Genomic DNA, 24,490 nt, shown 5'->3' on the forward strand with positions numbered 1-24,490 from the left:
ATTAACGTGAGATAAAGCTCCCACTATGTAGAATTTTACCTTATCTGACATTATCATATATAATGTTCTTTCATATCGTCAATATTTTTTGACATACTTCTACAAATTTTCTGTAAAGTTATTGTAAACTTTTCATAAACATATAATATGCCCTTACATTGTTAATACTGCTGAATATGATACAATTACCAATTACAAGGAGGATGAATTTATGAAAAAAATCATCTTAACAATTGTTTGTCTCCTCCTTCTAATCATTTCTTATTCTTATTTTGAAAAGAACGATGAGACAAAACAAAATGAACCCGAAGAAAAAACAGGAAAAACATCTACTCCAAGTTGGATTGATAAGCAAACAAACGATTCCTTTTATCATCTCGTACTAGGTGATTCGCTCGCCAAAGGATATGGATCGACACAAGGTGGATTTGCTGAATTAGCCTCTAAACAAATAGAAGCACAAATTCATAAACCAATTACTGTAGAAAACCTTGGGATAAACGGTCTTACAACAGACCGTCTCGCTAAAAAAGTTCAATCAGAAGATGTAAAGCAAAAAATTAGAGCAGCAAATATAATTACAATTAATATTGGGGGAAATAATTTATTTCGCTTAAATCGTGATGTCGGTGTTATAGATGGTATTAAAATGTTAAATAAAGAAAAAGCTCACTTTGAAGCGGATGTAAAAAATATTGTAAAGACAGTTCGAGATCAAAATCCGGACGCTTTACTCATTCTTTCTGAACTCTATAACCCGTTACAGCTCGATGACTCCATCGCAAGTTATGCAGATATGTTTTTAGATGGCTGGAACGAATCCGTTTATTCCATTTCAAAAGTAAATCAACCATCGATCGTTTTACCAATTCGTAAATTAATATCAAATGATAAAAAAGAATTACTCTTTGACCAAGTACACCCAAATGATAAAGGCTATACGATTATTGCCGATTCATTTACAAAAAAAGTGCTGGCCTACAAATATTAAAATTTCCATGAAACAATTCTATTTTTATAACATGTCTTTTTTGTTACAATGAGAGTGGAAGGGGGCCTTTATATGGAATCACGCGAGTGGGAACGTATTGTTGATCATCTTCTTTCGCTAGTGCCTCTTTTTTATCGCAAATTTATGCTTCCTGGAGAATTTTCTTCTCAAAGACATATGCCGCCATCACATACACAAGTATTACTGCTTCTGCATGAAAATGGCACATTAGCAGTTTCCGAAATCGGCAAGCGGCTAGCGATTTCAAGGCCTAACATGACACCTCTATTAAACAAACTGATTCAAGAAGAACTAATAGAGCGTCATTATAGCGAAAAAGATCGACGGGTCATTTTAATTTCCCTAACAAGTGAAGGGAAATTGTTAGTAAATCAGTATCAACAATTCATTTTAGACAAATTAAAAGAAAATTTCCAAACATTATCTGAGGAAGAGCGTGAAAAGCTCATTCACTCTCTTCAAACCATTCAAAATTTAATTTTGAAAACCAACGCATAAAGCTGCTTCTAAATAGAAGCAGCTTTATGATTCGTAATAATTACCATAGTATACATTTGAATATGGCCATGTCGTTAAATATGGTTTTTGATCTTGTGTAGGTTGTTGTGAGGGTATTTGTGGTAATTGCTGTAATTGTTGTTGTCGATATAATTCGTATTGTCTATTCATATCATAAACCGGATGATAATTTACATATGGATATACTTGCGGTACGTAATAATAATACATTCATTCTCTCCCCCTTTTTCTTAAACATATTCAAAGGAGAAAATGAATGTGACACTCTTTATATTTGCATGAGTGGTTCTCTCACTCGTTTCTTTCTATTCTTCAGGCGTAACTTACGGTTCTTTTCATATAAATAATGCACAACGAAATATGAAACTACACCAAATACAACTCCTAAAATCGTCATTCCAATTAATACATACACTTCACTCTGTAATAAGCTCTTTAATATCGTAAAAATGTGACTTGAAAACAAGTCCGATATCGTAAAGGGTTCATGATGTATTTTTTGTACATGAAATGGATAAATCATTTTCCCTAGCGCATAGGCAAGCGGAAATAAAACTACTGGGAGAAACGATATTTTCCCAATAATATTGCCAATAACTGCAGCAGGAAAAGATCCCTTTGCTAACCTGACGATTGGATAAAAGATTAAATAGACGAGCGATGCCGTATATATAACCAACATCTCTAAACCAAAACCAATCGCAAAACCTAACGATACTTTCTTTGCTCCTTCTGGTGATCGAAGCAACTTATAATATTGAAACTTTAATATTCTCCACATCCGCTGAAAAAACGAATATGTTTTCTTAGTTGTTTTCACCCTCATCATCTCTTTAACTATATTTTTATACCTAGTATGCCCTTACATCATATGAAAAATAAAATTAGTTTTCTCTTTTTATTATAAATGATATAGAAATAATTAACTAAATATACATCCGACATTTCAACATAAAAAAACCTCCCTTTTAGGAAGGCTCTTCTACATTTTTAAATAAACTTACTAATAATGCTTTTTGCGCATGCAATCGATTACCAGCTTGCTCAAAGACAATAGACTGTGGTCCATCTATAATTTCGCCTGTTACTTCTTCTTCACGATGGGCAGGTAAGCAGTGTAAGAAACGATATGTTTGCTTCGCATGCTTAACAAGTTCTTTATTAATTTGGTATGGTTGAAATAAAGTATATTTCTCTTCTTCTCCCTCTTGCCCCATGCTCATCCAAACGTCAGTATAAATGAAATCTGCTTCATTCACCGCTAATTCAGGGTTATGCAAAATTTCAATTTCAGCTCCTGTTTCCTTGGCAATCGCTAATGCTTTTTTTACAATCTCTTCATTCGGTTCATACCCTACAGGCGTTGCAACAGTCATATGCATTCCAACTTTCGCACTCGCTAACAACAATGAATGACATACATTATTTCCGTCACCTATGTAAGCCAATTTTATTCCTTTAAATGTATTTGTTTCTTCATATATTGTCATTAGGTCTGCCAATGCCTGACAAGGATGATGATCATCCGTTAAACCGTTAATTACAGGTATGCTCGATTCTTTTGCAAGCTCTTCTACATCCGCGTGTGAGAATGTACGTATCATAATCCCATCAATATAATGCGATAATACTTTCGCAGTATCTGAAACGGTTTCTCCTCTTCCCATTTGCATCTCTTTCCCACTTAAAAACATGCCATGTCCCCCGAGCTGTACCATTCCCGCTTCAAAAGATACGCGCGTACGAGTTGAATGTTTGTCAAAAATAAGCCCTAATATTTTGCCTTGTAATAAAGGCTCCTGCTTATTCTTTTTTAAATATATAGCGAACTCAATTAAAGAAATGATTTCTTCTTTCGTTAATTCTTCTAGTGTTAAAAGATCTTTCGTATTTAATTTCGGTACTTGTACAGTTGACATGAAATTTCCCCCTTATATGATTGATACGTTTTTTGTACAAACTACTTTTTTTATCATATATACTGCCTGTTCTAACTCTTCATTCGTTACAATAAGTGGCGGTAATAGTCTTATAACATTTGGCCCTGCTTGTAATACGAGAAGTCCCTCTTTTTCTAGTTCTTCTATAAAACTTGTAACTTCATGCTTACACTCAATCCCAATCATAAGCCCCTTACCACGTATATTTTGAATACATTCGACATGTTGTAATTCCTCTCGCAACTTCTCTAATACGTACTCGCCCTTTTCTTGTACTTCTTTTAAAAACGATGGTCTTTTACTTACTTGCAATACTTCTTTCGCTGCAGCCATTGCAACATAATTCCCGCCAAACGTTGAACCGTGTGATCCTGCAGTAAACGATGTTCCAAGTTCTTTCCGGCCAATCATCGCTCCAACTGGAATGCCATTTCCAAGCGCTTTAGCGGTAGTAACGATATGAGGATTTATTCCCATTTGTTCGTAAGCAAATAATGTCCCTGTTCTTCCGATCCCTGTTTGTACTTCATCTATAATAAATAAGGAACCGAACTTATTACATAATGCTTCAATCTCTTGCAAAAAAGATAGATCAGCAGGTATAACTCCTCCCTCTCCTTGAACAACTTCTACCATTACTGCCGCAACTTCTTCATTCATTACTTCCTTGAGCGCTTTTATATCGTTAAATGGGGTATGTAAAAAAGACGGAAGGAGCGGACCAAATCCTTCTTTCACTTTATTTTGTCCTGTCGCACTCATCGTTCCAAATGTTCTACCGTGGAAAGACTGTAGACATGTTACAACGAGAGATTTTTCAGTATGCTTACGAGCTAGCTTCAATGCTGCTTCATTCGCCTCTGCTCCGCTATTACAGAAAAACACATAATCTAATGCTATATTTTCTGTTAATAATGACGCGACTTCTTCTTGTAAGCTGTTTGTAAATAGGTTAGATATATGCCATATATTATCAAGTTGTTCTTGTACAGCTTTCATAACAGTAGGATGACAATGTCCTAAATTACATACACCAATTCCTGATGTAAAATCTAAGTATTGGTTACCTTTGTTATCAATAACTTCCGTTCCCTTTCCCTTTACAAACCCAACAGTTCTTCTCCCATATGTTTGAAAAAGATGACTTGTCATACAATACTCGCTCCTCTCGTTACCGTCGTTCCGATACATTCTCCTGTATCTTCAGTAAAATCTTTTGTACCATTTACGATACTTATCTTTTGCACTCCCATTTTTAATGAAGCTAGTGCCGCCTGTACTTTCGGAATCATCCCGCCTGTAATAACTCCTTTTTCTATAAGAGTTGCAATTTCAGACTCATCTGTTTTCTTTACCAATTTCCCTTCATGTAATATCCCATCTACATCCGTAATAAAAACGAGTTCTTTTGCGGATAGTGCGGCCGCAATCCCCGCTGCAGCGGTATCCGCATTTATGTTATAAATCTCATTATCATGAATCCCGACCGGAGCAATAACAGGAATATAATTCATATTTATTAATCCTTTTAGTAAGGCTGTTTCTACATAGCTTACTTCTCCCACATATCCTATCTCCTCGCTGACAGGTTGAACTTGCAGTAATTTGCCGTCACATCCTGAACAACCTACCGCCAGTAAATTATGCCTTTGCAAATTCATTACAAACTTTTTATTCGTACTCCCGCATAGCACCATTTGAACAATATCCATAACTTCTTTTGGTGTCACTCGTAATCCATCTCTTTTTTCTACTTTGATATTACAATTTTTTAAGTTGGTATCAATTTCTGGACCACCACCATGGACAATCACTACCTTATACTTCTGCTGCAATTTCTTTATACAATCAAAAAACACATCATTTAATTGCTCTAGCATACTACCGCCGCATTTCACTACAATATAATCGCTCATCTTCCCTCTCCTTATGTACGATAACAAGCGTTTATTTTCACATATTCATAGCTTAAGTCACAGCCCCAAGCTGATCCGGTCTCTTCTCCTAAATGTAAATACACATCAATCATAATTTCATGTTCTTGTAATTTCTTTTTCATTTCCTCTTCAGAAAACATTTGAGGTTCACTATTTTTCAGCACAACGATAGATTGAAGAGTAATATCAATTGTATTTGGATTAATCGCTACTTCACTTTGTCCAATACTGCTAATAATTCGCCCCCAATTTGGGTCTTCACCGTGTATTGCGGTTTTCACAAGACTTGAACCAATTATTTGCTTTGCAATTTTCTTTGCCTCTTCACTCGCTTTCGCGCCTAGCACATTTACTTCTATTAACTTCGTAGCACCTTCACCATCTTGTGCAATTTTTTTTGCTAAATCTTCACATACCTTCTGTAAAGCAAATACGAAAGCTTCCCAGTCTGTATGTTCCATATTGATTGGTTTCGTTTCTGATAATCCACTTGCCATAACGATGACCATATCATTCGTAGAAGTATCTCCATCCACCGTAATTTGATTAAATGTATGATTCGTTATTTGGGATAATGCCGTTTGCAATACGTCATGCTCTATATGAGCGTCTGTCGTAATAAAGCTCAGCATCGTTGCCATATTCGGATGAATCATCCCTGAACCTTTAGCAACACCAGCAATCGTCACTTTTTTCCCATCAATAATCATTTCATAGCAAGTTTCTTTCGTTATAAGATCCGTCGTTAAAATCGCTTCAGAAAAAGAACGCGCTTCACTTTCTTCCTTCGTCGGTATAAGAGTTACAACTCCCTTTCGAATTATATCCATCGGTAAAGGAACACCAATTACACCAGTCGAAGCTACTGCAACGCAATTTTCTTTCAATCCAAAATGTTCCGCCGCTAATGCACGCATCTCGTAAGCATCTTGTAATCCTTTCATTCCTGTACAAGCATTTGCATTTCCACTATTGACGATAATAGCTTGTAATTTCTCCTCAGCCGCTATACTATCTTTCGTTACTTGCAAGGGGGCTGCTTGTATTTGATTAGTTGTATAAACAGCAGCACATGATGCCGGTACATCACAAACGATTGCTCCTAAATCCTTTTTCTCCTTTTTCAAACCAATTGCAGTACCAATTGCCGAGAAACCTTTCGGAGTTACAATCGAACCATTTTCTACTTTTATAATAGACGCTACTTTAATCATCATGTCCCCCTTATAGATAAAGCGGCATATGTTGTAAACCTGTTGTTTCTTCTAGTCCCGCTACTATATTTGCATTTTGAATCGCTTGCCCAGCCGCACCTTTCATCATATTGTCTATAACAGAAACGACTGTCACTCTTCCTGTTCTTTCATCGTAAGCTATCCCCATATCACAATAATTTGAGCCTCTCACTTCTTTCGGACTTGGAAACTCTCCTTGCGTGCGAATTCGAATAAAAGCCGATTGTTCATACGTTTCTTCATATAACTTTTGAAGTTGTTCTATTTCCATTTCTCGTTTTACTTTCGCATACAGTGTAACCATAATCCCTCGTGATATCGGTATTAAATGTGTACTAAACGTGATTGGCTTCGTTTCCCTATCCCACTCTGCAAGCATTTGCTCAATCTCAGGAACGTGTTGATGCTCATTTACTTTATAAATACGCAAGTTATCGTATAACTCTGGAAAGTGAGTCATCGTTGTTGGTGTTTTGCCTGCTCCAGATACTCCTGATTTTGCATCGATAATAATTGAATCTTCTTCAATCATGCCGCTACGTACTAACGGCAATATCGCTAATAATGAAGCTGTAGCAAAACATCCTGGGTTTGCAATTAAATTTGCATTTTGAATCTCGGACTTTTTCCATTCACTTAACCCATATACAGCTTCACTAAGAACTTCTTCTTTTGCAGCTGCCCTTTTATACCACTGTTCATATATCAAAGGATCTTTCATACGAAAGTCTCCAGATAGATCAATTACTTTTAAACCTACTGCTAATAATTTTGCAGTTAACTCTGCTGATACTCCTGCTGGAGTTGCTAAAAATACAATTTCTGCTTCCTTCTCTATTTCCTCCGCATTAATTTCTTGTAACGTATGAACAAGAATATTTCGAAGATGCGGATATACATTTGTTATACACTCGCCAACTTGTGAAAAAGAATGGAGAGATGCTATCGAAAAATATGGATGTTGCTCTAATAACCGAATTAACTCAATACCTCCATACCCAGTTGCTCCAATAATCGCGACTTTCATATGCTCCTCCTCATATCGATTCTTTAAATTAAGTATGATTATAATATTGTATATTTATAGAGTCAATTAAATATTTATTAATTTTATAAACTTAAAAAACTTAATTTTACTAGAAAAATAATATACACAACCGAATTTTTATACAAAAATAGTGCATAGTAGTTTTTTTATTTCACTTCAAGTACAATAAAACAATACATACGTACATACAGGCGGGGAAAACATGAATGAAAAATTAATTGAGAAAATGATTATAAAAAGTTTTCAACAATACCAATGTAATCCTATGTCAAATGAGGATCAGGAAATGCTAATTAAACATATTCAAACGATAATTCATTCAAATACTGAAATTGATGTATACGAGGCAGTTGAGGATATCGTTTACGATTATGTGACTGGAAAATAAAAAAATAGGAGATTTCCATATGGAAATCTCCTATTTTTTGCTTAATGATTTGCCTGCAACACGCTCAAATAAACCTGGGAATAGAGCATAAAGTTTCGGGCCCATGCCCATCCACTTCGGTAAGTTTACTTCACGCTTTTTCGTTTTCATTGATTTTACAATTTGTTCTGCTACATATGTTGGTTTTAACATGTATCGTCCCATATTTTTCACATATGTACCGGATTGATCAGCTATTTCAAAAAAGTTCGTATCTATCGGACCTGGATTAATAGCTGTTACGAAAACATTCGTACTAGACAACTCCATGCGTAAACTATTCGTAAACCCTAATACGGCATGTTTCGTCGCTGCATATGCGCTTGATTTTGGAGTCGCAATTTTCCCAGCAAGTGAAGCAATATTAATAATATGTCCTTCGTTTCTGTTTACCATATAAGGTAGTACCGCTTTCGTACAAGCTACTAATCCAAATACATTTACTTGGAACATATCTTTCACTTCATCCATCGATGCATCTTCAAACGTTTTAAAAATACCAAATCCCGCATTGTTTACTAATATATCAATACGTCCCACTTCTTGTAATACCTTTGAAAAAACAGATTGTACCTCCGTCTCTTCACTTACATCTAATACATAATAATAGCAAGGCGTATTATAAGTTTCTTTAATTTTGTCTGCTAACGCTTTTAATTTCTCTTCTGTTCTAGCCATTAATACTGGAGTCGCCCCTTGCTCTGCAACTTGCATTGCAACTTGCTCTCCAATTCCACTAGAAGCACCTGTAATGACGATTACTTTATTTTGTAAACGTCCCGTCATTGCTGTCACCTACTTTGCATAATAAATCAATTGTTGCGAAGATTCATCAATCATCACTTGTTGATTATATGCTAAAAAGTCTAATTGTCCAACCGTTTCTGAAATAGTAAGTGGCAATTGTTCCTTATATAATACCGGAAATAGTTTTACACATACTTCAAATGCTGTCATTGGTTTTTCCTTTAATAAATCAAGCACTTTAAATGCACGTGTTTCTTGCTTTTGTAATCTCGTTTCAATAAGTTGTTTCACATTTAGAACATCTTCTCCATGTCCTGATAAAATGCGCGAAATATTCATTTCACTTAAACGCTTTAACGTTTGATTATATTGTAATAACGGGCGTGCCCTTTCTGTTTGTCCCTCATATGGTGGTTCTAATATTGGATTCGAGGAAATATGACTAATGAGAGCATCCCCACCAATTAATATTCCATCAGATTCTCTATATAATGAAATATGAGTGGAAGCATGACCTGGTGTTTCGATTACTGTAAACCCAGGTAAGGAATCAATACGATCTCCCTCTCTCACAGTATGCGTTAACGATCTATTACAAGAATATTTCAGTGTTCTTGTCGTTAATAACGCCTCATCTTTCAAAAATGCTGCTGGAACACCAAATTGCAAAGCTGTCTCTCTAAAAAACTCATGATACCGCTTTAAAAATTCTGGATTTTGCGTAATCCAAGGCTCATTCCATGGGTGTCCAATAATGTTTGTTTTCTCAGAAAATATATTTAAAAGCCCACAATGATCCGCATGATGATGCGTAATGACTACTGTTTCAATATCTTCTATCGTATATCCTAATGCACCTAACTGACTTTCTAACGCATTTCTTGCCTCTTCTGTATTCGTCCCTGTATCAATTAATGTTAATGTCTCCCCCTCAACTAAAAACACATTCACAGTTTCAACTGCAAATGGCACAGGAATCTCCATTCGGTGAATCGCCGTCATGCTTAGCCCCCCTGTCTCTTTCCGGTTCAAAAATGAATACTTCTTCAGTTTACAACTTCTATATATATTTGTCATTATTTTCAGATAAAAAGAGGTGTTTCCTATTAAAAAACGAATGTATGTACATTTATAAGAATTTCTAACCCAATTTAAAGGAGGAACATCATGTCTATTCAAAACATTTCCTTTCTCGGTGCAGGTTCTATTGCCGAAGCTATTATTGGTGGCTTGTTACATGCAAATGTTGTGAAAGGCGAACAAATTACCGTAAGTAATCGTTCTAACGAGACAAGGTTACAGGAGCTACATAAAAAATACGGTGTCAAAGGTACACATAATAAAAAAGAACTACTTACTGATACAAATATTCTTTTTCTAGCGATGAAACCAAAGGATGTTGCAGAAGCGATTACCCCTTTTAAAGAATATATACATAATAACCTGCTTATTATTTCGTTATTAGCAGGTGTTTCTACTCACTCGATTAGAAAGCTACTTCAAAAAGACGTTCCGATTATTCGCGCCATGCCAAATACATCTGCAGCAATTTTAAAATCAGCTACCGCTATCTCGCCTTCAAAACATGCAACAGCGGAACATATTCAGACTGCCATGGCTTTATTTGAAACGATCGGTCTCGTCTCTGTTGTAGAGGAAGAAGATATGCATGCTGTCACTGCATTATCTGGAAGTGGACCTGCTTATATTTATTACGTAGTAGAAGCGATGGAAGAAGCCGCAAAAGAAATCGGTTTAAAAGAAGATGTTGCAAAGTCACTTATTCTTCAGACGATGATTGGTGCTGCTGAAATGCTAAAAGCAAGTGAAAAACATCCTTCTATTTTACGGAAGGAAATTACTTCTCCTGGTGGAACGACCGAAGCAGGCATTGAAGTATTACAAGAACACCAATTTCAACAAGCTCTTATTTCTTGTATTACACAGGCTACACAACGATCACATAATCTTGGGAAAACATTAGAACAACTAACAAAAGAAAAATAAGAAATGGAGCTCAATCTTACTTGAGCTCCATTTTTTATAAGCGTATCTTTTTTAGTTATTAGTCTTCCCAAAAATCTCTTCTTGCAGACGGCGACCAGTCGGTGTTGCTGCAAGTCCACCTTCAGCTGTTTCACGAAGTGCTACTGGCATCGTTTGTCCGATTCTAAACATTGCCTCAATTACTTCATCACATGGAATGGTACTTGTTACACCAGCTAATGCTAAATCAGCTGAAATCATCGCATTTGCAGCTCCTGCTGCATTACGTTTTACACAAGGTACTTCTACAAGTCCTGCAACAGGATCGCATACTAAACCAAGCATGTTCTTTAATGAAATTGCCATCGCTGTAGCTGCTTGATCTTGTGTTCCACCAGCCATCTCAACTGCAGCTGCAGCTGCCATTCCACTTGCTGAACCAACTTCAGCTTGGCATCCTCCCGCTGCACCAGAAATACAAGCGTTATTCGCAACAACCATACCGAAAGCTCCTGCTGTAAATAAGAATTCAATCATTTCTTCACGTGTAGGCTGCAATTTTTCTCTTAGTGCAAATAATACACCTGGCACTGTTCCAGCAGACCCTGCTGTTGGTGTTGCACAAATGATCCCCATCGCTGCGTTTACTTCATTTGTTGCAACAGCTTTACTCACTGCATCCAAAATCGTATCTCCAGATAAGCCTTTTCCGCTCTTCATATACGCTTGAACTTTTACAGCATCTCCGCCAGTTAAACCGGTTGGTGATTTCACACCGCGAATACCACGTTCTACTGCTTGCTCCATCACGACTAAGTTCTTTTCCATACCAGCAATTACTTCTTCACGTGAAATATTTCTTGTTTCCATTTCACATTGAATCATAATTTCTGCGATTTTTACATTTTGTTCTTTAGCTTGCGCCACTAGTTCCGCTGCGTTCCGAAACATGGTGTGTCCCCCCTGCAATTATTCCATAATAGTTACTTGACAAATATTTTGTTGCGCTTTTATTTCTTCAATCACTTCATTTGCTAATAATTCATCTGTTTCGATAACCATCAGCGCTCTTCTTCCTTTTTCTTTACGAGAAACACTCATTGTACTAATGTTAATCTCGTGTTTCGCAAGGATTGAAGCTACTGCGGCAATAGCACCGAAGCGATCGTTATTTACAATAAGTAGTGCTGGACTCGTGCCTGATAATTGAAGATCGAATCCGTTTAATTCTACAACTTCAATTTTACCGCCACCAATTGAGCAAGCTACAACTTCAATTTCTTCTTCACCTTTATACAAACGAATTCTCGCTGTATTTGGGTGAGGTGCATTTGCATCCTCTTCAATGAATTCCACTTCAATTTCGCGCTCTTTTGCTATATCTAGCGCTTCTGGAATACGTAAGTCATCTGTTTCAAATCCTAATATTCCACCAATTAACGCTACATCCGTACCATGCCCTCGATACGTCTTTGCAAATGATCCATATAATGAAATGCTTACTCTTTCTGGTTCATGACGAAACAGCTGGCGAGCAACTTGCCCCATTCTTGCTGCGCCTGCTGTATGTGAACTTGATGGACCAATCATAACTGGACCAATAATATCAAATACTGAGCGATACTTCATCATAACTCCCCCTAAACCTCTATGAAAAAAATTTTTACTATTCTATTAAGCTACCAAATCGGTTGCTTTTCCAGTTGTATTACGAATTTGTTCCGCTATACGAATTGGATTGTTTTTGAATAACAGTGAAGCAATATATCCTGAAATAATACCAGTTATAATATTAAATAAAAAACTTAGTATTACCTTCATTTAAAAATAATATAAGATAATCTACGGTAAAGTCTTGTAGCAATCCAAAGTTTAACACAGAACCTCTTACAAGCATAGCATAAACAAGTGAAACGCCCATTGCTTTCATACCTTTTGATGCCTTAAAGCTAAAAAATGAAAAAGACTTAATACAAATAATAGTAATATCCTTCCTATTATAATTTCCATGTTGCTCTCTCACGATTTATTCAACTTCACTTGTTATGATAAATGGCTCAAACACATGTATCCTACAGTAAATTATAATCTGTCCTCATTATAGCTCGTTTTTAATAAAACGCTTACTTTTATTGAATTTTAAAAGTTCTGAATAACAATCCATTTTTGCTATTTGTATCACTCGTATGTCGTCTGACTTATATAACAGTTTTTCTAAATAATCGATACTATGTATTTTCATCCTATATCTTCACATCATTAAAACTTTCTGTTTCATTCTATATAAGCATAAAATGATAACAGTTTTATTTTTAATTTTTTTTAGAAATAAAAAAATGGCAACCTTTCGTCACCATTTTTTCACAACATTATTATCTTTCCACTGGAAATGATTTCAAATCTGTAGCTATTTCTGCATTAGAAAATAGCTCTCTTGCCTCTTTCAATAACTCCTTATATGTATCTCCTTGATAACGAGAACTAATATGAGTCAATATTAATCGTTTTGCATTTGCCTGAAGTGCAATACTTGCAGCTTGCTTAGATGTAGAATGAAAATAATCATACGCTTGTTGTTCATCTTCTGCCGCAAAAGTTGCTTCATGAACAAGTACGTCAGCGTCTTGTGCCAGCTCTCTACTCGCTTCACAATATCTCGTATCACCTAAAATGGTAATAATTCTTCCTTTTTGAGGTGGACCAATAAAGTCTTTTCCGTTTAGTATCGTACCATTTTCCAATTCAACCACTTCTCCATCTTTTAAACGTTTAAAGAGTGGACCTGGTTTCACACCCATCTCCAGCAATTTATCGACTAAAAGAGCGCCTCGTATATCTTTCTCTACAATGCGATACCCAAAACATTCAATACCGTGTGACAATCTTTTTGTTTCCACATGAAATTCATTATCTTCAAACACAGTACCTTCTTCTATTATCTCAACAATTTCAAGCGGATATTTCACATGTGTTGTACTTACTGATAATGCTGCTTCAATAAATTGTTTAATTCCTTTTGGTCCATACACTGTTAAAGGGGTCGTCCCACCTTGAAACGAACGGCTCCCTAATAAACCAGGCAATCCAAAAATATGATCACCATGTAAATGCGTAATAAATATTTTTTCAATGCGGCGTGGACGTACTGATGTATGTAATATTTGATGTTGCGTCGCCTCGCCACAATCAAATAACCAAGTCTGTCCTCGTTCTTCTAACAATTGCAAAGCAATTGCTGAAACATTCCTTCCTTTCGAAGGAACACCTGCACCAGTTCCTAAAAATACAAATTCCACTTTCTTTCCTCCAGCTCTTTATATAATCTACCTTTCATCTTACGGAATGTTATTTCAAATGGCAAATCGAATTTACATAACCAATCATCTAGACAACTATATATCACGAACATTATACTCAAAAAACTTAGCAATCGTTCGTGTTTTATGTTAAAATGATTATACTACATTTTAAGGGAGCGTTTTATTATGAAAGAAGCATTTCGTTTACAAACTGATTTCTCATCTTCATTTGATCGCTGGGTAAGTTCTTTCGTGTCTGACCACCCAGCACAATTAGAATGGACGACTTTGAAAGAATTAATCCATGAATATACAACAACACATACAAATGATTCGTTACCAACATATATTTCTTCAGCTTTCACATATTACGCACAACGCGTTTCAACAACAAACAGTTCAGAAATTGTTATTTTTGAAAATGCTACAATCTCATAATCTATAAATAAAAAGCACTGTGATCAGTGCTTTTTATTTATAGATTATTACAGTATTTATTTTCCAAAATTATTTCAAAAAACTCCTCTTATTTCCTACTATATAGACACCATAAACCTATTTGAGTTTTCAAAAAATATATTGACACTATAAATTTACAGTGCTAACATTCAAATTGTAATTGAATATGGTCTCTGTTAGGTGAGGCTCCTGTATAGAGAAACGCTGCTGCCCAAAAATGTCGAGAGACGCCAATGGGTCAACAGGAAAGGTCGGAATGAAGGCCTTTTTTAACGTAGCTGGTTTCAGTACCTATGCTATACAGTGCTAAAACTCAACGAGGGAGAGGTGCGTATATTTTGTCATGCACAAAAACTGTTTTTATCTATGTTTACTAACAGTCTTTGTTGTGAACTCTTTTAACTGCGAATTCAGACCTTTACTCGTTTTGAGTAAAGGTCTTTTTACGTATTATGCACCTTACTATGAAACAAACATAGCATATTCAGAAACTACTAAATTGTACGGAGGTGAGGAACAGTTGGCTATTGATGATTCGGCCCAGATACCCATATGTTTTACGCTAATATTTCATCATGTAGGTAGGAAAGAAGCTGTTCCTCCTAATTTTAAATAGTCGAGTAACAGATTGTTTTCTCCTTCATGAAAAAAGGAGGAACTACCGATGTTAAATTTACAAAGACAAGAAACAAAACATTCATACGATCAAGATCGTATGAACACAAATAACGAATTATTAGTGGAAGTCGCAACACAAGATGCAAACAAAGCATTACAACTTTTAGAAACAACAAAAGACGGACTCTCTAAAGAAGAAGCGTCTCGTAGACTTTCTTTATATGGCTCTAATGAAATAGCTCATAATAAAACATCGCCATGGTACATTCAATTTCTACTAGCATTTAAAAATCCATTTATTTTTGTTTTATTAGCTCTCGGCGCACTCTCTTTTTTCACAGATGACATACAAGGAACCATTGTCGTATCTGTAATGGTAATGCTAAGTGCAACAATTCGCTTTTTACAAGAATTTCGTTCTCAAAAAGCTGCGGATCAGTTAAAGGCTATGGTTCGAACAACAGCGAGTGTCTTTAGAATAGATGGATTTGTATACGAAACAAAAAAAGTAACAAATTTAAAGCAAAATTATACAACAGAAATTCCAATTGAAGAACTTGTACCTGGGGATATTATTTCCCTTTCAGCCGGTGATATCGTTCCAGCTGATGTGCGTATTTTATCAGCTAAAGATTTATTTGTGAATCAGTCTTCTTTAACAGGGGAATCACTTCCTGTAGAAAAATACGAACACTGCTACCATACAGAAAATAAACATCTATTACCGAAAAGCACGAAAAAAAATTACAATCCACTCGATATGGAAAATCTTTGCTTCATGGGGACAAATATTGTAAGTGGTAGCGCAAAAGCTGTTGTCATCTCCACAAGTACCGATACGTATTTCGGCTCTTTAGCAAATAAAGTAATCGGTAAGTGCGTAGAAACAAGCTTTGATAAAGGGGTAAACAAAGTAAGCTGGCTATTAATTACATTCATGCTTATTATGGCACCTATCGTTCTTCTCATTAACGGATTCACAAAAGGCGATTGGCAAGAGGCTTTCTTCTTCGCTATCGCTATTGCTGTTGGTCTTACACCTGAAATGTTACCAATGATTGTAACTGCTAATTTAGCAAAAGGTGCCGTTAACATGTCTAAACAGAAAGTAATTGTAAAACAGCTGAATTCTATTCAAAACTTAGGTGCTATGAACATTCTTTGTACCGATAAAACAGGAACGTTAACAGAAGATAAAGTTGTACTTGTCCGGCACCTAGATCCTAACGGTAATACATGTAATCGTGTATTACACTTTGCCTATTTAAATAGCTTCTATCAAACAGGATTGAAAAATTTAATAGATAAAGCCGTTATGAAACATACAGAAGAAAACCAAAAATTTGATCCATCCGTTTTTCAAAAACTAGATGAAATTCCATTTGATTTTGCTCGTCGGCGTATGTCTGTCATTGTGAAAAACAACTCAGGTGAACATACAATGGTCTGTAAAGGGGCAGTAGAAGAAATTTTATCTATTTGCAACTACACTGAAGTAGATGGAAAAGTTGTTTCTCTTACCGATGACATGCGTTTACATGTAAAACAACTAAGTGAGACATTGAATAGTGAAGGTATGCGTGTTATTGCTGTAGCTTATAAAAAAGATAGAAGAATAAATGATACAGAGTACGCAGTAAAAGACGAAACTGATATGATTCTCGCTGGATATATTGGCTTTTTAGATCCCCCGAAACCATCTGCAGCTACTGCCATTCAAGCATTACAAAAACATGGTATACAAGTAAAAATTTTAACTGGCGATAACGAAATCGTGACAAAAAAAGTTTGTAAAGAAGTTGGATTAAATATTGGCGAGCCTGTCCTTGGTTACGAGATCGATGCTTTACCTGATAAAGCATTAGCAAAACTAGCCGAAGAAACAACTGTATTTGCTAAACTAAATCCAATGCAAAAATCTCGTATTATACGAGTATTACAAGGAAACGGACACACTGTAGGTTATATGGGAGATGGCATTAACGATGCCGTAGCGTTACGTGAAGCTGATGTTGGCATATGTGTTGATACTGCAACTGATATTGCAAAAGAGTCTTCCGATATTATTCTACTTGAAAAAAGTTTAATGATATTAGAAGCAGGTATTTTAGAAGGACGCACTACATTCGGAAATATTTTAAAATATATTAAGATGACAGCTAGCTCTAACTTCGGTAATGTGTTTAGCGTGTTAGTAGCAAGTGCTTTCATTCCTTTTTTACCGATGCTTGCCATTCATCTTTTAATTCAAAACTTACTTTATGATATTTCACAATTGTCTATTCCATGGGACAAAATGGATAAAGAGTTTTTAGAAAAACCAAGAAAATGGGATACTGCAAATTTACGGAACTTCATTATTTGCATCGGTCCCATTAGTTCCATATTTGACATGATCACCTATGTGGTCATGTGGAACGTCTTCGGTGCAAATACAGTTAGCGAACAAGCATTATTCCAATCAGGTTGGTTTGTCGTTGGATTACTAACACAAACTTTAATTGTTCACATGATAAGAACACAGAAGATTCCATTCATTCAAAGTACTGCATCAGTACCAGTTCTTTTGTTAACCGCTTGTATTATGGCAATTGGAATTTACATTCCATTCTCACCACTTGGAGCAGCTGTTGGATTACAAGCATTACCACTTAGCTATTTCCCTTGGTTAGTAGGAATACTATTAGGCTATGCTTTCTTAACACAGCTCCTAAAAAAAGTTTATATTAAAAAGTTTCATAGCTGGTTATAAAAATGAAAATGAGCGGGTACTCCCCGCTCATTCTCAAAAACATAACTTGGACTTATATGTATGGAGGTGACCATGATGGTATGGTATGACATTGTACTAAGATTATTTATTGCAATTATTGTAGGTGCTTGCATCGGAATGGAACGGCAATGGAGACATAGGATGGCTGGACTACGGACAAATGCTCTCGTATCACTTGGTGCCTGTATATTTGTTTTATTATCCGTCATGCTTGATCACGATGCTAGCCCCTCACGTATTGCCGCTCAAGTCGTCAGTGGGATTGGTTTTTTAGGAGGCGGCGTTATTATCCGCGATGGCTTTAGTATTAGAGGACTTAATACTGCGGCTACCCTATGGTGCGCAGCTGCTGTTGGTACTCTTACAGGCGCTGGTTTCCTCATTGCAGCTATATTAGGTGCAGCCGGCGTTTTACTAGCAAATATACTTCTTCGTCCAATTGCTCTCTTTATGAATCAAAAATCAAAAGAAGAATCACCTGAACAAACGAACTACTTACTTTCTCTTACTTGTTCAGAAGAACATGAAGCCCATATTCGCTTTTTACTTATGCATATGGTAAGTTCTGAAGGCATCGGTTTAAAAGAATTGTATAGTGAGGACGTAGATTCTAATCAAAAAGTGTGTATACAAGCGACATTACACTGCAACACAAATACAGCAGTCTTAATTGAAAAAATAGTGAGCAGAATGCTATTAGAATCTGGCGTTACTGCAGCTGGTTGGAAAACTTCATTAAATTTAGAAGCAAGTTGAAAATGAAAGGTGTCATGATATTTACAGTTTCATGACACCTTCTACATAAACTTATTTTCTAATTTTTGCTGAAAAGACTTTTCTTGCTTACGTAATAATTGACTACCTCGTTGTAACAGGGGCATTCCATACTTATCATTAATTTGATCAATGACAGCAAGTAGCGGCTCTTCTTTCGCATCTTCTTCAAATGAAAACAAATCTAACTGTTTCACCGATTCTGTCTTCCACTCTATTTCAGTAGCTGTAACACCTAGCAAACGAACGGAATCACCATCCCAATGTTGCTTCCATAAACGAGAGGCTGCTTGAAAAATATCTCGTTCTTCCCAAATGGCATTTTTCAGTTGCTTACTCCGCGTTACTGTCCGCCTATCATGATATTTAATCATAATTTGAATATTATAGCTGACAAGAGTTCGCTTTTGTAATCTTTTACTCACTGATTTTGATAGCCTTTCTAACATATCAAGTAATTCTTTCTCTTCATCCATATCCTTTGAAAAAGTCATCGAATTACCAACGCTTTTATGTTGTCCCATTTGACTCGGATCGACTTCCCTATCATCCAAACCTTTTGCCCGCCGCTTTAAATCAACACCGTGCTTTCCAATTTTAGCGCGAATGATATGTTCGTTTCCTTTTGCTAACTGCTCAATGGTTTGTATATGAATAGCATTTAATTTTTCAGCTGTTTTTTCTCCAATTCCATGCATCGCCCCAACCGGAAGTGGCCAAATCATTTCTGGAATATCTCGTTTTCGAAGCACGGTAATACCGAGAGGTTTTTTCATATCAGAAGCTGTTTTTGCTAGGAAAAGGTTTGGAGCAATTCCGATGCTACACGGCAGCTGTAACTCTGTTAATAACGCTTGCTGAATCATCTTTGCTATTTCAAGAGGCGAACCGAGTGCGTAGCAATCTGTAATATCTAAATACCCTTCATCTATTGAGACTGGTTGTATTTTTTCTGTAAAACGGGAAAGAATTTGAAACATTTGAAATGAAGCTTCGCGATATAATGTAAAATTAGGACGCCTTACAACTAATTGCGGACATAACCTTTTCGCTTCCCAAAGAGGCATCGTTGTACGTATTCCATATTCTCTCGCCTCATAACTACATGTTATGATAATTCCTTTTCTTTCTTTTTCATTTCCAGCAACCGCTAACGGCTTTCCTTGTAATGATGAGTCATGAGCAATTTCAACAGATGCGAAAAAACAATTCATATCTACATGTAAAATAACACGACCCTTTTTCGGATACATTTCTCGCATAGTACTCACTCCCTAATCAGAACGTTCGTTCTTTTATTATATCAAATTTTGCACAATAATTATAATAATTACTTGTTCTTTTCTATCATGTTTATCACTATAATTTAAATAAAATGGATATATTTGTAAGTAGGAGTGATTATTATGAAATCAACTGATAAACTCAATTATACGTTTCTCGTAATTATACTAATCGTCGCAATCAATTATTTACTTCTTCCTATTTTTGATATGAACATAGCTGGTTTCCTCCCTCGCCTAGTACATGTAGTAACAACTTACATACTGCCATGGATTTTCTTGTATTGGCTTATCCGCCTTGTAAAAGCAATCGAATCAAAATAAAAAGCGTGTAAATCACAATTGATTTACACACTTTTTTTGTTTATTATTTCGCTACTTCCTCAATGATTGCAACAACTAATTCTGCTGTTTTCGCTAATTCTTCAACAGGAATCTTTTCGTTTGTTGTATGAATTTCTTCATAACCAACTGCTAAGTTAACTGTTGGAATACCGTGTCCTGCAATTACGTTTGCATCACTTCCACCACCACTTTGGTGAAGAGAAGGTGTACGACCAATTTTTTCAGCTGCACGTTTTGCAACTTCTACAACGTGATCGCCATCAGCAAATTTAAATCCTGGATACATAACGTTTACTTCAACGTCTGCTTGACCACCCATTTCTTTTGCAGTTGTTTCAAATGCTTCTTTCATTTTCGCAACTTGCGCTTCCATTTTTTCATTGATTAAAGAACGCGCTTCTGCAAAGATTTGTACATGATCGCAAACGATATTCGTTTGTGTACCACCTTCAAAACGTCCAATATTTGCAGTTGTTTCAGAATCAATACGGCCAAGTGGCATCTTCGCAATTGCTTTCGCTGCGATAGTAATTGCAGATACACCTTTTTCTGGTGCTACACCAGCGTGAGCTGTTTTCCCGCGAATAATTGCATTCACTTTCGCTTGTGTTGGAGCTGCAACAACGATTTCACCAACTTTTCCATCGCTATCTAATGCATAACCGTATTTCGCTGTAATGCGCTCACGATCTAATGCTTTTGCACCAACAAGACCAGATTCTTCTCCAACTGTAATAATAAATTCAATTGTACCATGAGGGATATTTTTTTCTTTTAAAACACGGATTGCTTCGAACATTGATGCTAATCCGGCTTTATCATCCGCACCTAAAATCGTAGTACCATCTGATACGATATATCCATCTTTAATAGAAGGCTTAATTCCATTACCAGGAACTACTGTATCCATATGAGAAGTAAAGTAAATTGTATCAACACCATCTTTTGTTGCTGGTAATGTACAAATTAAGTTACCTGCACCATGCCCAGTAACAGCCATTGTGTCATCTTCAAATACTTCTACACCTAAATCTGTAAATTTCTTTGTTAATACTTTGCAAATTTCTGCTTCAAATTTCGTTTCAGAATCTACTTGTACTAATTCCATGAATTCATTTACTAAACGTTCTTGATTAATCATAAGACTGCGCCTCCTGCACTACCATTATGTATGTAACACTATTAATTATAACAGAATTTCGCAAAAGTTTCGAAATACAAGACAAAAAACAGACGGTTTATATGTCTAGATAACCATCTGCTTTCTATTACTCATTTAACAATACCCAGCGCATATGATCTTCCCACACTCCATTAACCATTAACATCTTTCTAGACACGCCCTCATATTGAAAGCCTATCTTCGTCACTACTTGTATAGATGCTGAGTTTCGCGGCATAATAGGTGCTTCTATACGATGTAATTGAAATTCTTCAAAAGCAACTTGAATAGCTTTTCTAAGCGCTTCTGTCGTATAACCTTTGTTTAACTCTGCTTTATCTAATTTATAACTGAGTACACAGGATTGATAAATTCCACGAACAATTAAATTAAATGAAATACACCCAATTATTTTCGTATCATCACCCTTTTTAAAAATCCAAAGCCTGATGATTTTACCTTCTGCGAACTCTCTTCTATCCTTTTGTAACTTTTTCTTTTGATAATCTAATGTAAAAAAATCATCCGGTCTATACTCTTCCCAAGCTTTTAAAAATTCACGATTTCTGTCGTAATATTGAAGAACTTTTTCAGCATACGACTCATCAATTTCTCTTAAATGCAAACGATTTGTTTCGTATATTTTCATCATCGTATCTCCATTCTTCAGCTTGCATAACAAAAAACTTATACTCCATCATTTTATATATTCTCTACCTACATACAAATTTCCTGTTATACTTTACACGCACTTCTCGAATTTTGTCATTTCTCTCCCCTTGTCCACAATATCATTTCTCGTTACAATGATATTGTACTGATTTGCAAGGAGGTATAACGATGCATAAAAAAGCTCAAAAAGTTATGATTTATGTAATGCTAATTTCTATGCTTGTAACAACATTACTTGCTGGCGCAAGTATGTTTTGGTAAAAAGGACGATGTGTTCGTCCTTTTTTTACTTTTACACACAATAAAAATAAACCATCTCGAAACCGAGATGGTTTATTTTGTATAAAGCACAATCGCTACAATACTAAAGGAAAATGACATTACAAGTGCTATTACAAAACTTGTATATTGTTTCTGCTGAAATGCCCCAATAACAAAAGTAAGATTGAGTAATGCCATACATACAATCGCTACAAGATAAGAACATATATTAAAAGTTGCCAATATGAATGTAATAATAAATAGAAATCCCATAAAAAACTGCATATACGAAAGTTTTGGATTCAAGTACATATGAGCAACCCCTTTATCTAATTTTACTCCGATTGGTGTGGGCTAATAAGGAGCGGGTAATAACCTCCCACTGATTAAAGTTTCACTTTACCTTTCTATACTCTCATTAACGCATGGTTATGTACACATGTCAAGACAACTTATTACAATAGAAAAAGCCAACCTTTTCGTTGGCTTTTTCATATGCAATGGCTCCTTTTTCTTTTGCCAATTGCTGAAATGATTTTTTCGATTTCACAATCCATACTTTCGTTCCAATTGGAATACGATCAAACAAATATTCCACATCGTTTTTCTTCATTCTTATACATCCTTGTGAAATATACTTTCCAATTGAACTCGGTTGGTTTGTTCCATGTATTCCATATTTACTTCCATCAGTTCCTCTTGCATTAAATCCAATCCACCTTGATCCAAGTGGATTTTTTGGCGATCCACCTGGAATATCCTTCGCAATGTAATACGGATCCTTCGCTTTCATTACAACATCAAAAGTTCCTTCTGGAGTTAATTCATTCGTTTTCCCTGTCGCTACTGGAAAAATCTTTTGAATCTTTCCATCGTCAATGTAAGCTAATTTATTCGTTGCTTTATTTACAATAATAAAAGGATCTCCGGCACGTGGATTATCCCCAAGAGGCCAAATCGGCGATAAAGAAAGACATAATATGATAGAGAGAAGATACGGCATAGATAATTCCTACCTTCTATATAAGTTCTTTTATATTATCCTTTCCCTTAAAGCGACTTTTAATGAGTAAATATTGTTCCATTTCATACACAAGTTGAACAAGTTTCGCACGTATCTCAAATTCTTCGCGTGTAGCTGGCAATGGCATGTCTCTAAATAACTCCCTCATTTCTTGAAGCTGCCTTAAGGAAATAACGCCTGTACTCTCAGGGCTAATAGCATTACCAATGTTTTCAACAACATCTGCAATCATGTCAGCTTGTTCATACGTCCACGATAAAGAAGCTGCTAGTGGTATCATTCGCTCTAAAATTTCGAATTGTTGCATACGCATATTAAAATAACGATAGTAATAATCATCTTCTCGCATAAATGCATTCTCAAGTTTTTTAAACGATAAATCTCTTGCTTCATTTAACATATTCTCGGTTTCAATGAGTTCTGCCCCGCTCCAACTACTTTCTCGATTTCGTAAATACACAACCATTTCAAACAAAATCGTTTTAAAATTACTCTCTATTTTATCCTGATACTCTTTTAGCTTATTTTCACTACTCGGCATATACATATTCACTAATAGAGCCACGCTAATCCCTATCGTTAATATCGCAATTTCGTTCCCAACAATAAGCCATGTGATTTGTTTCAATGAATATAGGTGCATAACAATAACCGAGCTCGTGACAATACCTTCTTGAATTTTGAGCATAACTGCAGTCGGAATAAATGTAAGTAACAATATGCTAATTGCTAGTGGTGTATATCCAATTGTTTCAAAAATACAAAACGCGAACAACATTGATAATACACAAGCTAAAAAACGATGTAATGATACTTGAAGTGATTTCCGTTTCGTATTTTGTACACATAATATAACCAAAATACCCGCTGAACTATAAAATTCTAACCCTAATAACTGAGCAATAAAAACTGCTGCGCCTGTCCCTATTGCTGTTTTTACTGTACGGTATCCAATTTTGAACATAGCAT

At 35.7% G+C, this 24,490-nt stretch carries 28 protein-coding genes and 1 riboswitch; of the genes, 9 read left to right on the forward strand and 19 right to left on the reverse strand.

Going from position 1 to position 24,490, the window contains the following annotated elements:
• Positions 1-211 precede the first annotated feature (211 nt).
• Together ATN06_RS21000 and ATN06_RS21005 are read left to right on the forward strand one after the other, a co-directional pair.
• Positions 212-991 carry a GDSL-type esterase/lipase family protein gene (locus tag ATN06_RS21000; protein WP_060632190.1) on the forward strand — a complete coding sequence of 260 codons (780 nt, stop codon included), beginning with the start codon at positions 212-214 and terminating at the stop codon, positions 989-991.
• A 72-nt stretch (positions 992-1,063) separates the two neighbouring features.
• Complete coding sequence (locus ATN06_RS21005; RefSeq protein WP_060632191.1) at positions 1,064-1,510, forward strand: MarR family winged helix-turn-helix transcriptional regulator; 447 nt, start codon at positions 1,064-1,066, stop codon at positions 1,508-1,510.
• 24 nt (positions 1,511-1,534) lie between these two features.
• Here ATN06_RS21005 and ATN06_RS21010 read toward each other — a convergent pair whose 3' ends face one another.
• From ATN06_RS21010 to argC, 7 genes are all read right to left on the reverse strand, one after another.
• The gene (locus ATN06_RS21010; RefSeq protein WP_060632192.1) at positions 1,535-1,741 is read right to left on the reverse strand and encodes a hypothetical protein; all 207 of its coding nucleotides are present in this window, start codon (positions 1,739-1,741) and stop codon (positions 1,535-1,537) included.
• A gap of 58 nt (positions 1,742-1,799) precedes the next feature.
• A complete protein-coding gene (locus tag ATN06_RS21015; protein WP_002028428.1) occupies positions 1,800-2,360 on the reverse strand; it encodes a DUF2062 domain-containing protein in 561 nt (186 codons plus the stop codon).
• Positions 2,361-2,499: 139 nt separating this feature from the next.
• Positions 2,500-3,450 carry an ornithine carbamoyltransferase gene (gene argF, locus ATN06_RS21020; RefSeq protein WP_060632193.1) on the reverse strand — a complete coding sequence of 317 codons (951 nt, stop codon included), beginning with the start codon at positions 3,448-3,450 and terminating at the stop codon, positions 2,500-2,502.
• A 12-nt stretch (positions 3,451-3,462) separates the two neighbouring features.
• Entirely contained in the window at positions 3,463-4,623 is a 1,161-nt protein-coding gene (gene argD, locus ATN06_RS21025; protein ID WP_060632194.1) for an acetylornithine transaminase, read from the reverse strand.
• Positions 4,620-5,387 (reverse strand): acetylglutamate kinase, encoded by a 768-nt coding sequence (gene argB, locus ATN06_RS21030; RefSeq protein ID WP_001286788.1) that lies wholly within the window; start codon positions 5,385-5,387, stop codon positions 4,620-4,622. The genes argD and argB overlap by 4 nt, the downstream gene beginning before the upstream one ends.
• A gap of 11 nt (positions 5,388-5,398) precedes the next feature.
• Positions 5,399-6,622, reverse strand: coding sequence for a bifunctional glutamate N-acetyltransferase/amino-acid acetyltransferase ArgJ (gene argJ, locus ATN06_RS21035; protein WP_060632195.1), 1,224 nt, complete (start codon positions 6,620-6,622; stop codon positions 5,399-5,401).
• 10 nt (positions 6,623-6,632) lie between these two features.
• Positions 6,633-7,670, reverse strand: coding sequence for an N-acetyl-gamma-glutamyl-phosphate reductase (gene argC, locus ATN06_RS21040; protein ID WP_060632196.1), 1,038 nt, complete (start codon positions 7,668-7,670; stop codon positions 6,633-6,635).
• Positions 7,671-7,893: 223 nt separating this feature from the next.
• Between argC and ATN06_RS21045 the strand changes: the two genes are divergently transcribed.
• A complete protein-coding gene (locus ATN06_RS21045; protein ID WP_001003210.1) occupies positions 7,894-8,079 on the forward strand; it encodes a YqzH family protein in 186 nt (61 codons plus the stop codon).
• Positions 8,080-8,109: 30 nt separating this feature from the next.
• On the opposite strand, the gene ATN06_RS21050 is transcribed toward ATN06_RS21045, so the two are convergent.
• Both ATN06_RS21050 and ATN06_RS21055 read right to left on the reverse strand, forming a co-directional pair.
• Positions 8,110-8,904: an SDR family oxidoreductase gene (locus ATN06_RS21050; protein WP_060632197.1), complete on the reverse strand. Its 795-nt coding sequence runs from the start codon at positions 8,902-8,904 to the stop codon at positions 8,110-8,112.
• Between the two features lie 9 nt (positions 8,905-8,913).
• Positions 8,914-9,867 carry an MBL fold metallo-hydrolase gene (locus tag ATN06_RS21055; protein ID WP_060632198.1) on the reverse strand — a complete coding sequence of 318 codons (954 nt, stop codon included), beginning with the start codon at positions 9,865-9,867 and terminating at the stop codon, positions 8,914-8,916.
• Between the two features lie 165 nt (positions 9,868-10,032).
• Here ATN06_RS21055 and proI point away from each other — a divergent pair, with 165 nt between their 5' ends.
• The gene (gene proI / locus ATN06_RS21060; RefSeq protein ID WP_060632199.1) at positions 10,033-10,872 is read left to right on the forward strand and encodes a pyrroline-5-carboxylate reductase ProI; all 840 of its coding nucleotides are present in this window, start codon (positions 10,033-10,035) and stop codon (positions 10,870-10,872) included.
• Between the two features lie 51 nt (positions 10,873-10,923).
• On the opposite strand, the gene sdaAA is transcribed toward proI, so the two are convergent.
• The 4 genes from sdaAA to rnz all read right to left on the reverse strand — a co-directional run bounded on the left by sdaAA (position 10,924) and on the right by rnz (position 14,147).
• A complete protein-coding gene (sdaAA, locus tag ATN06_RS21065) occupies positions 10,924-11,802 on the reverse strand; it encodes an L-serine ammonia-lyase, iron-sulfur-dependent, subunit alpha (protein ID WP_000489453.1) in 879 nt (292 codons plus the stop codon).
• An 18-nt stretch (positions 11,803-11,820) separates the two neighbouring features.
• On the reverse strand, positions 11,821-12,480 hold the full coding sequence (gene sdaAB / locus ATN06_RS21070; protein ID WP_060632200.1) for an L-serine ammonia-lyase, iron-sulfur-dependent subunit beta: 660 nt from the start codon (positions 12,478-12,480) through the stop codon (positions 11,821-11,823).
• A 163-nt stretch (positions 12,481-12,643) separates the two neighbouring features.
• Positions 12,644-12,874, reverse strand: a complete 231-nt coding sequence (locus ATN06_RS28795; RefSeq protein ID WP_234415813.1) for a hypothetical protein — start codon at positions 12,872-12,874, stop codon at positions 12,644-12,646.
• 349 nt (positions 12,875-13,223) lie between these two features.
• Positions 13,224-14,147, reverse strand: coding sequence for a ribonuclease Z (gene rnz / locus ATN06_RS21085; RefSeq protein ID WP_060632201.1), 924 nt, complete (start codon positions 14,145-14,147; stop codon positions 13,224-13,226).
• A 189-nt stretch (positions 14,148-14,336) separates the two neighbouring features.
• On the opposite strand from rnz, the gene ATN06_RS21090 reads away from it, so the two are divergent.
• From ATN06_RS21090 to ATN06_RS21105, 3 genes are all read left to right on the forward strand, one after another.
• The gene (locus tag ATN06_RS21090) at positions 14,337-14,588 is read left to right on the forward strand and encodes a DUF3932 family protein (RefSeq protein WP_060632202.1); all 252 of its coding nucleotides are present in this window, start codon (positions 14,337-14,339) and stop codon (positions 14,586-14,588) included.
• Between the two features lie 186 nt (positions 14,589-14,774).
• Positions 14,775-14,940: riboswitch (M-box (ykoK) riboswitch) on the forward strand.
• Positions 14,941-15,273: 333 nt separating this feature from the next.
• Positions 15,274-17,979, forward strand: a complete 2,706-nt coding sequence (gene mgtA / locus ATN06_RS21100; RefSeq protein ID WP_060632204.1) for a magnesium-translocating P-type ATPase — start codon at positions 15,274-15,276, stop codon at positions 17,977-17,979.
• A gap of 75 nt (positions 17,980-18,054) precedes the next feature.
• The gene (locus ATN06_RS21105) at positions 18,055-18,756 is read left to right on the forward strand and encodes an MgtC/SapB family protein (protein ID WP_060632205.1); all 702 of its coding nucleotides are present in this window, start codon (positions 18,055-18,057) and stop codon (positions 18,754-18,756) included.
• A 41-nt stretch (positions 18,757-18,797) separates the two neighbouring features.
• Here ATN06_RS21105 and ATN06_RS21110 read toward each other — a convergent pair whose 3' ends face one another.
• Positions 18,798-20,036: a DNA polymerase IV gene (locus ATN06_RS21110; RefSeq protein WP_060632206.1), complete on the reverse strand. Its 1,239-nt coding sequence runs from the start codon at positions 20,034-20,036 to the stop codon at positions 18,798-18,800.
• A 144-nt stretch (positions 20,037-20,180) separates the two neighbouring features.
• Here ATN06_RS21110 and ATN06_RS21115 point away from each other — a divergent pair, with 144 nt between their 5' ends.
• On the forward strand, positions 20,181-20,381 hold the full coding sequence (locus ATN06_RS21115; protein ID WP_000842873.1) for a hypothetical protein: 201 nt from the start codon (positions 20,181-20,183) through the stop codon (positions 20,379-20,381).
• 43 nt (positions 20,382-20,424) lie between these two features.
• Here ATN06_RS21115 and ATN06_RS21120 read toward each other — a convergent pair whose 3' ends face one another.
• Positions 20,425-21,543 carry a tripeptidase T gene (locus ATN06_RS21120; RefSeq protein WP_000609810.1) on the reverse strand — a complete coding sequence of 373 codons (1,119 nt, stop codon included), beginning with the start codon at positions 21,541-21,543 and terminating at the stop codon, positions 20,425-20,427.
• 127 nt (positions 21,544-21,670) lie between these two features.
• A complete protein-coding gene (locus tag ATN06_RS21125) occupies positions 21,671-22,216 on the reverse strand; it encodes a GNAT family N-acetyltransferase (protein WP_060632207.1) in 546 nt (181 codons plus the stop codon).
• A 188-nt stretch (positions 22,217-22,404) separates the two neighbouring features.
• Here ATN06_RS21125 and prli42 point away from each other — a divergent pair, with 188 nt between their 5' ends.
• Positions 22,405-22,497 (forward strand): stressosome-associated protein Prli42, encoded by a 93-nt coding sequence (prli42, locus tag ATN06_RS21130; RefSeq protein ID WP_000549038.1) that lies wholly within the window; start codon positions 22,405-22,407, stop codon positions 22,495-22,497.
• Positions 22,498-22,569: 72 nt separating this feature from the next.
• Here the strand turns inward: prli42 and ATN06_RS21135 are convergent, their stop codons facing one another.
• The 3 genes from ATN06_RS21135 to ATN06_RS21145 all read right to left on the reverse strand — a co-directional run bounded on the left by ATN06_RS21135 (position 22,570) and on the right by ATN06_RS21145 (position 24,485).
• Complete coding sequence (locus ATN06_RS21135) at positions 22,570-22,809, reverse strand: DUF3894 domain-containing protein (protein ID WP_060632208.1); 240 nt, start codon at positions 22,807-22,809, stop codon at positions 22,570-22,572.
• A 130-nt stretch (positions 22,810-22,939) separates the two neighbouring features.
• Positions 22,940-23,500 (reverse strand): L,D-transpeptidase, encoded by a 561-nt coding sequence (locus ATN06_RS21140; RefSeq protein ID WP_060632209.1) that lies wholly within the window; start codon positions 23,498-23,500, stop codon positions 22,940-22,942.
• Positions 23,501-23,516: 16 nt separating this feature from the next.
• A complete protein-coding gene (locus ATN06_RS21145; protein ID WP_060632210.1) occupies positions 23,517-24,485 on the reverse strand; it encodes an aromatic acid exporter family protein in 969 nt (322 codons plus the stop codon).
• Positions 24,486-24,490 lie beyond the last annotated feature (5 nt).

Source organism: Bacillus thuringiensis (assembly GCF_001455345.1).
GTDB classification, from domain to species: Bacteria; Bacillota; Bacilli; order Bacillales; family Bacillaceae_G; genus Bacillus_A; species Bacillus_A thuringiensis_N.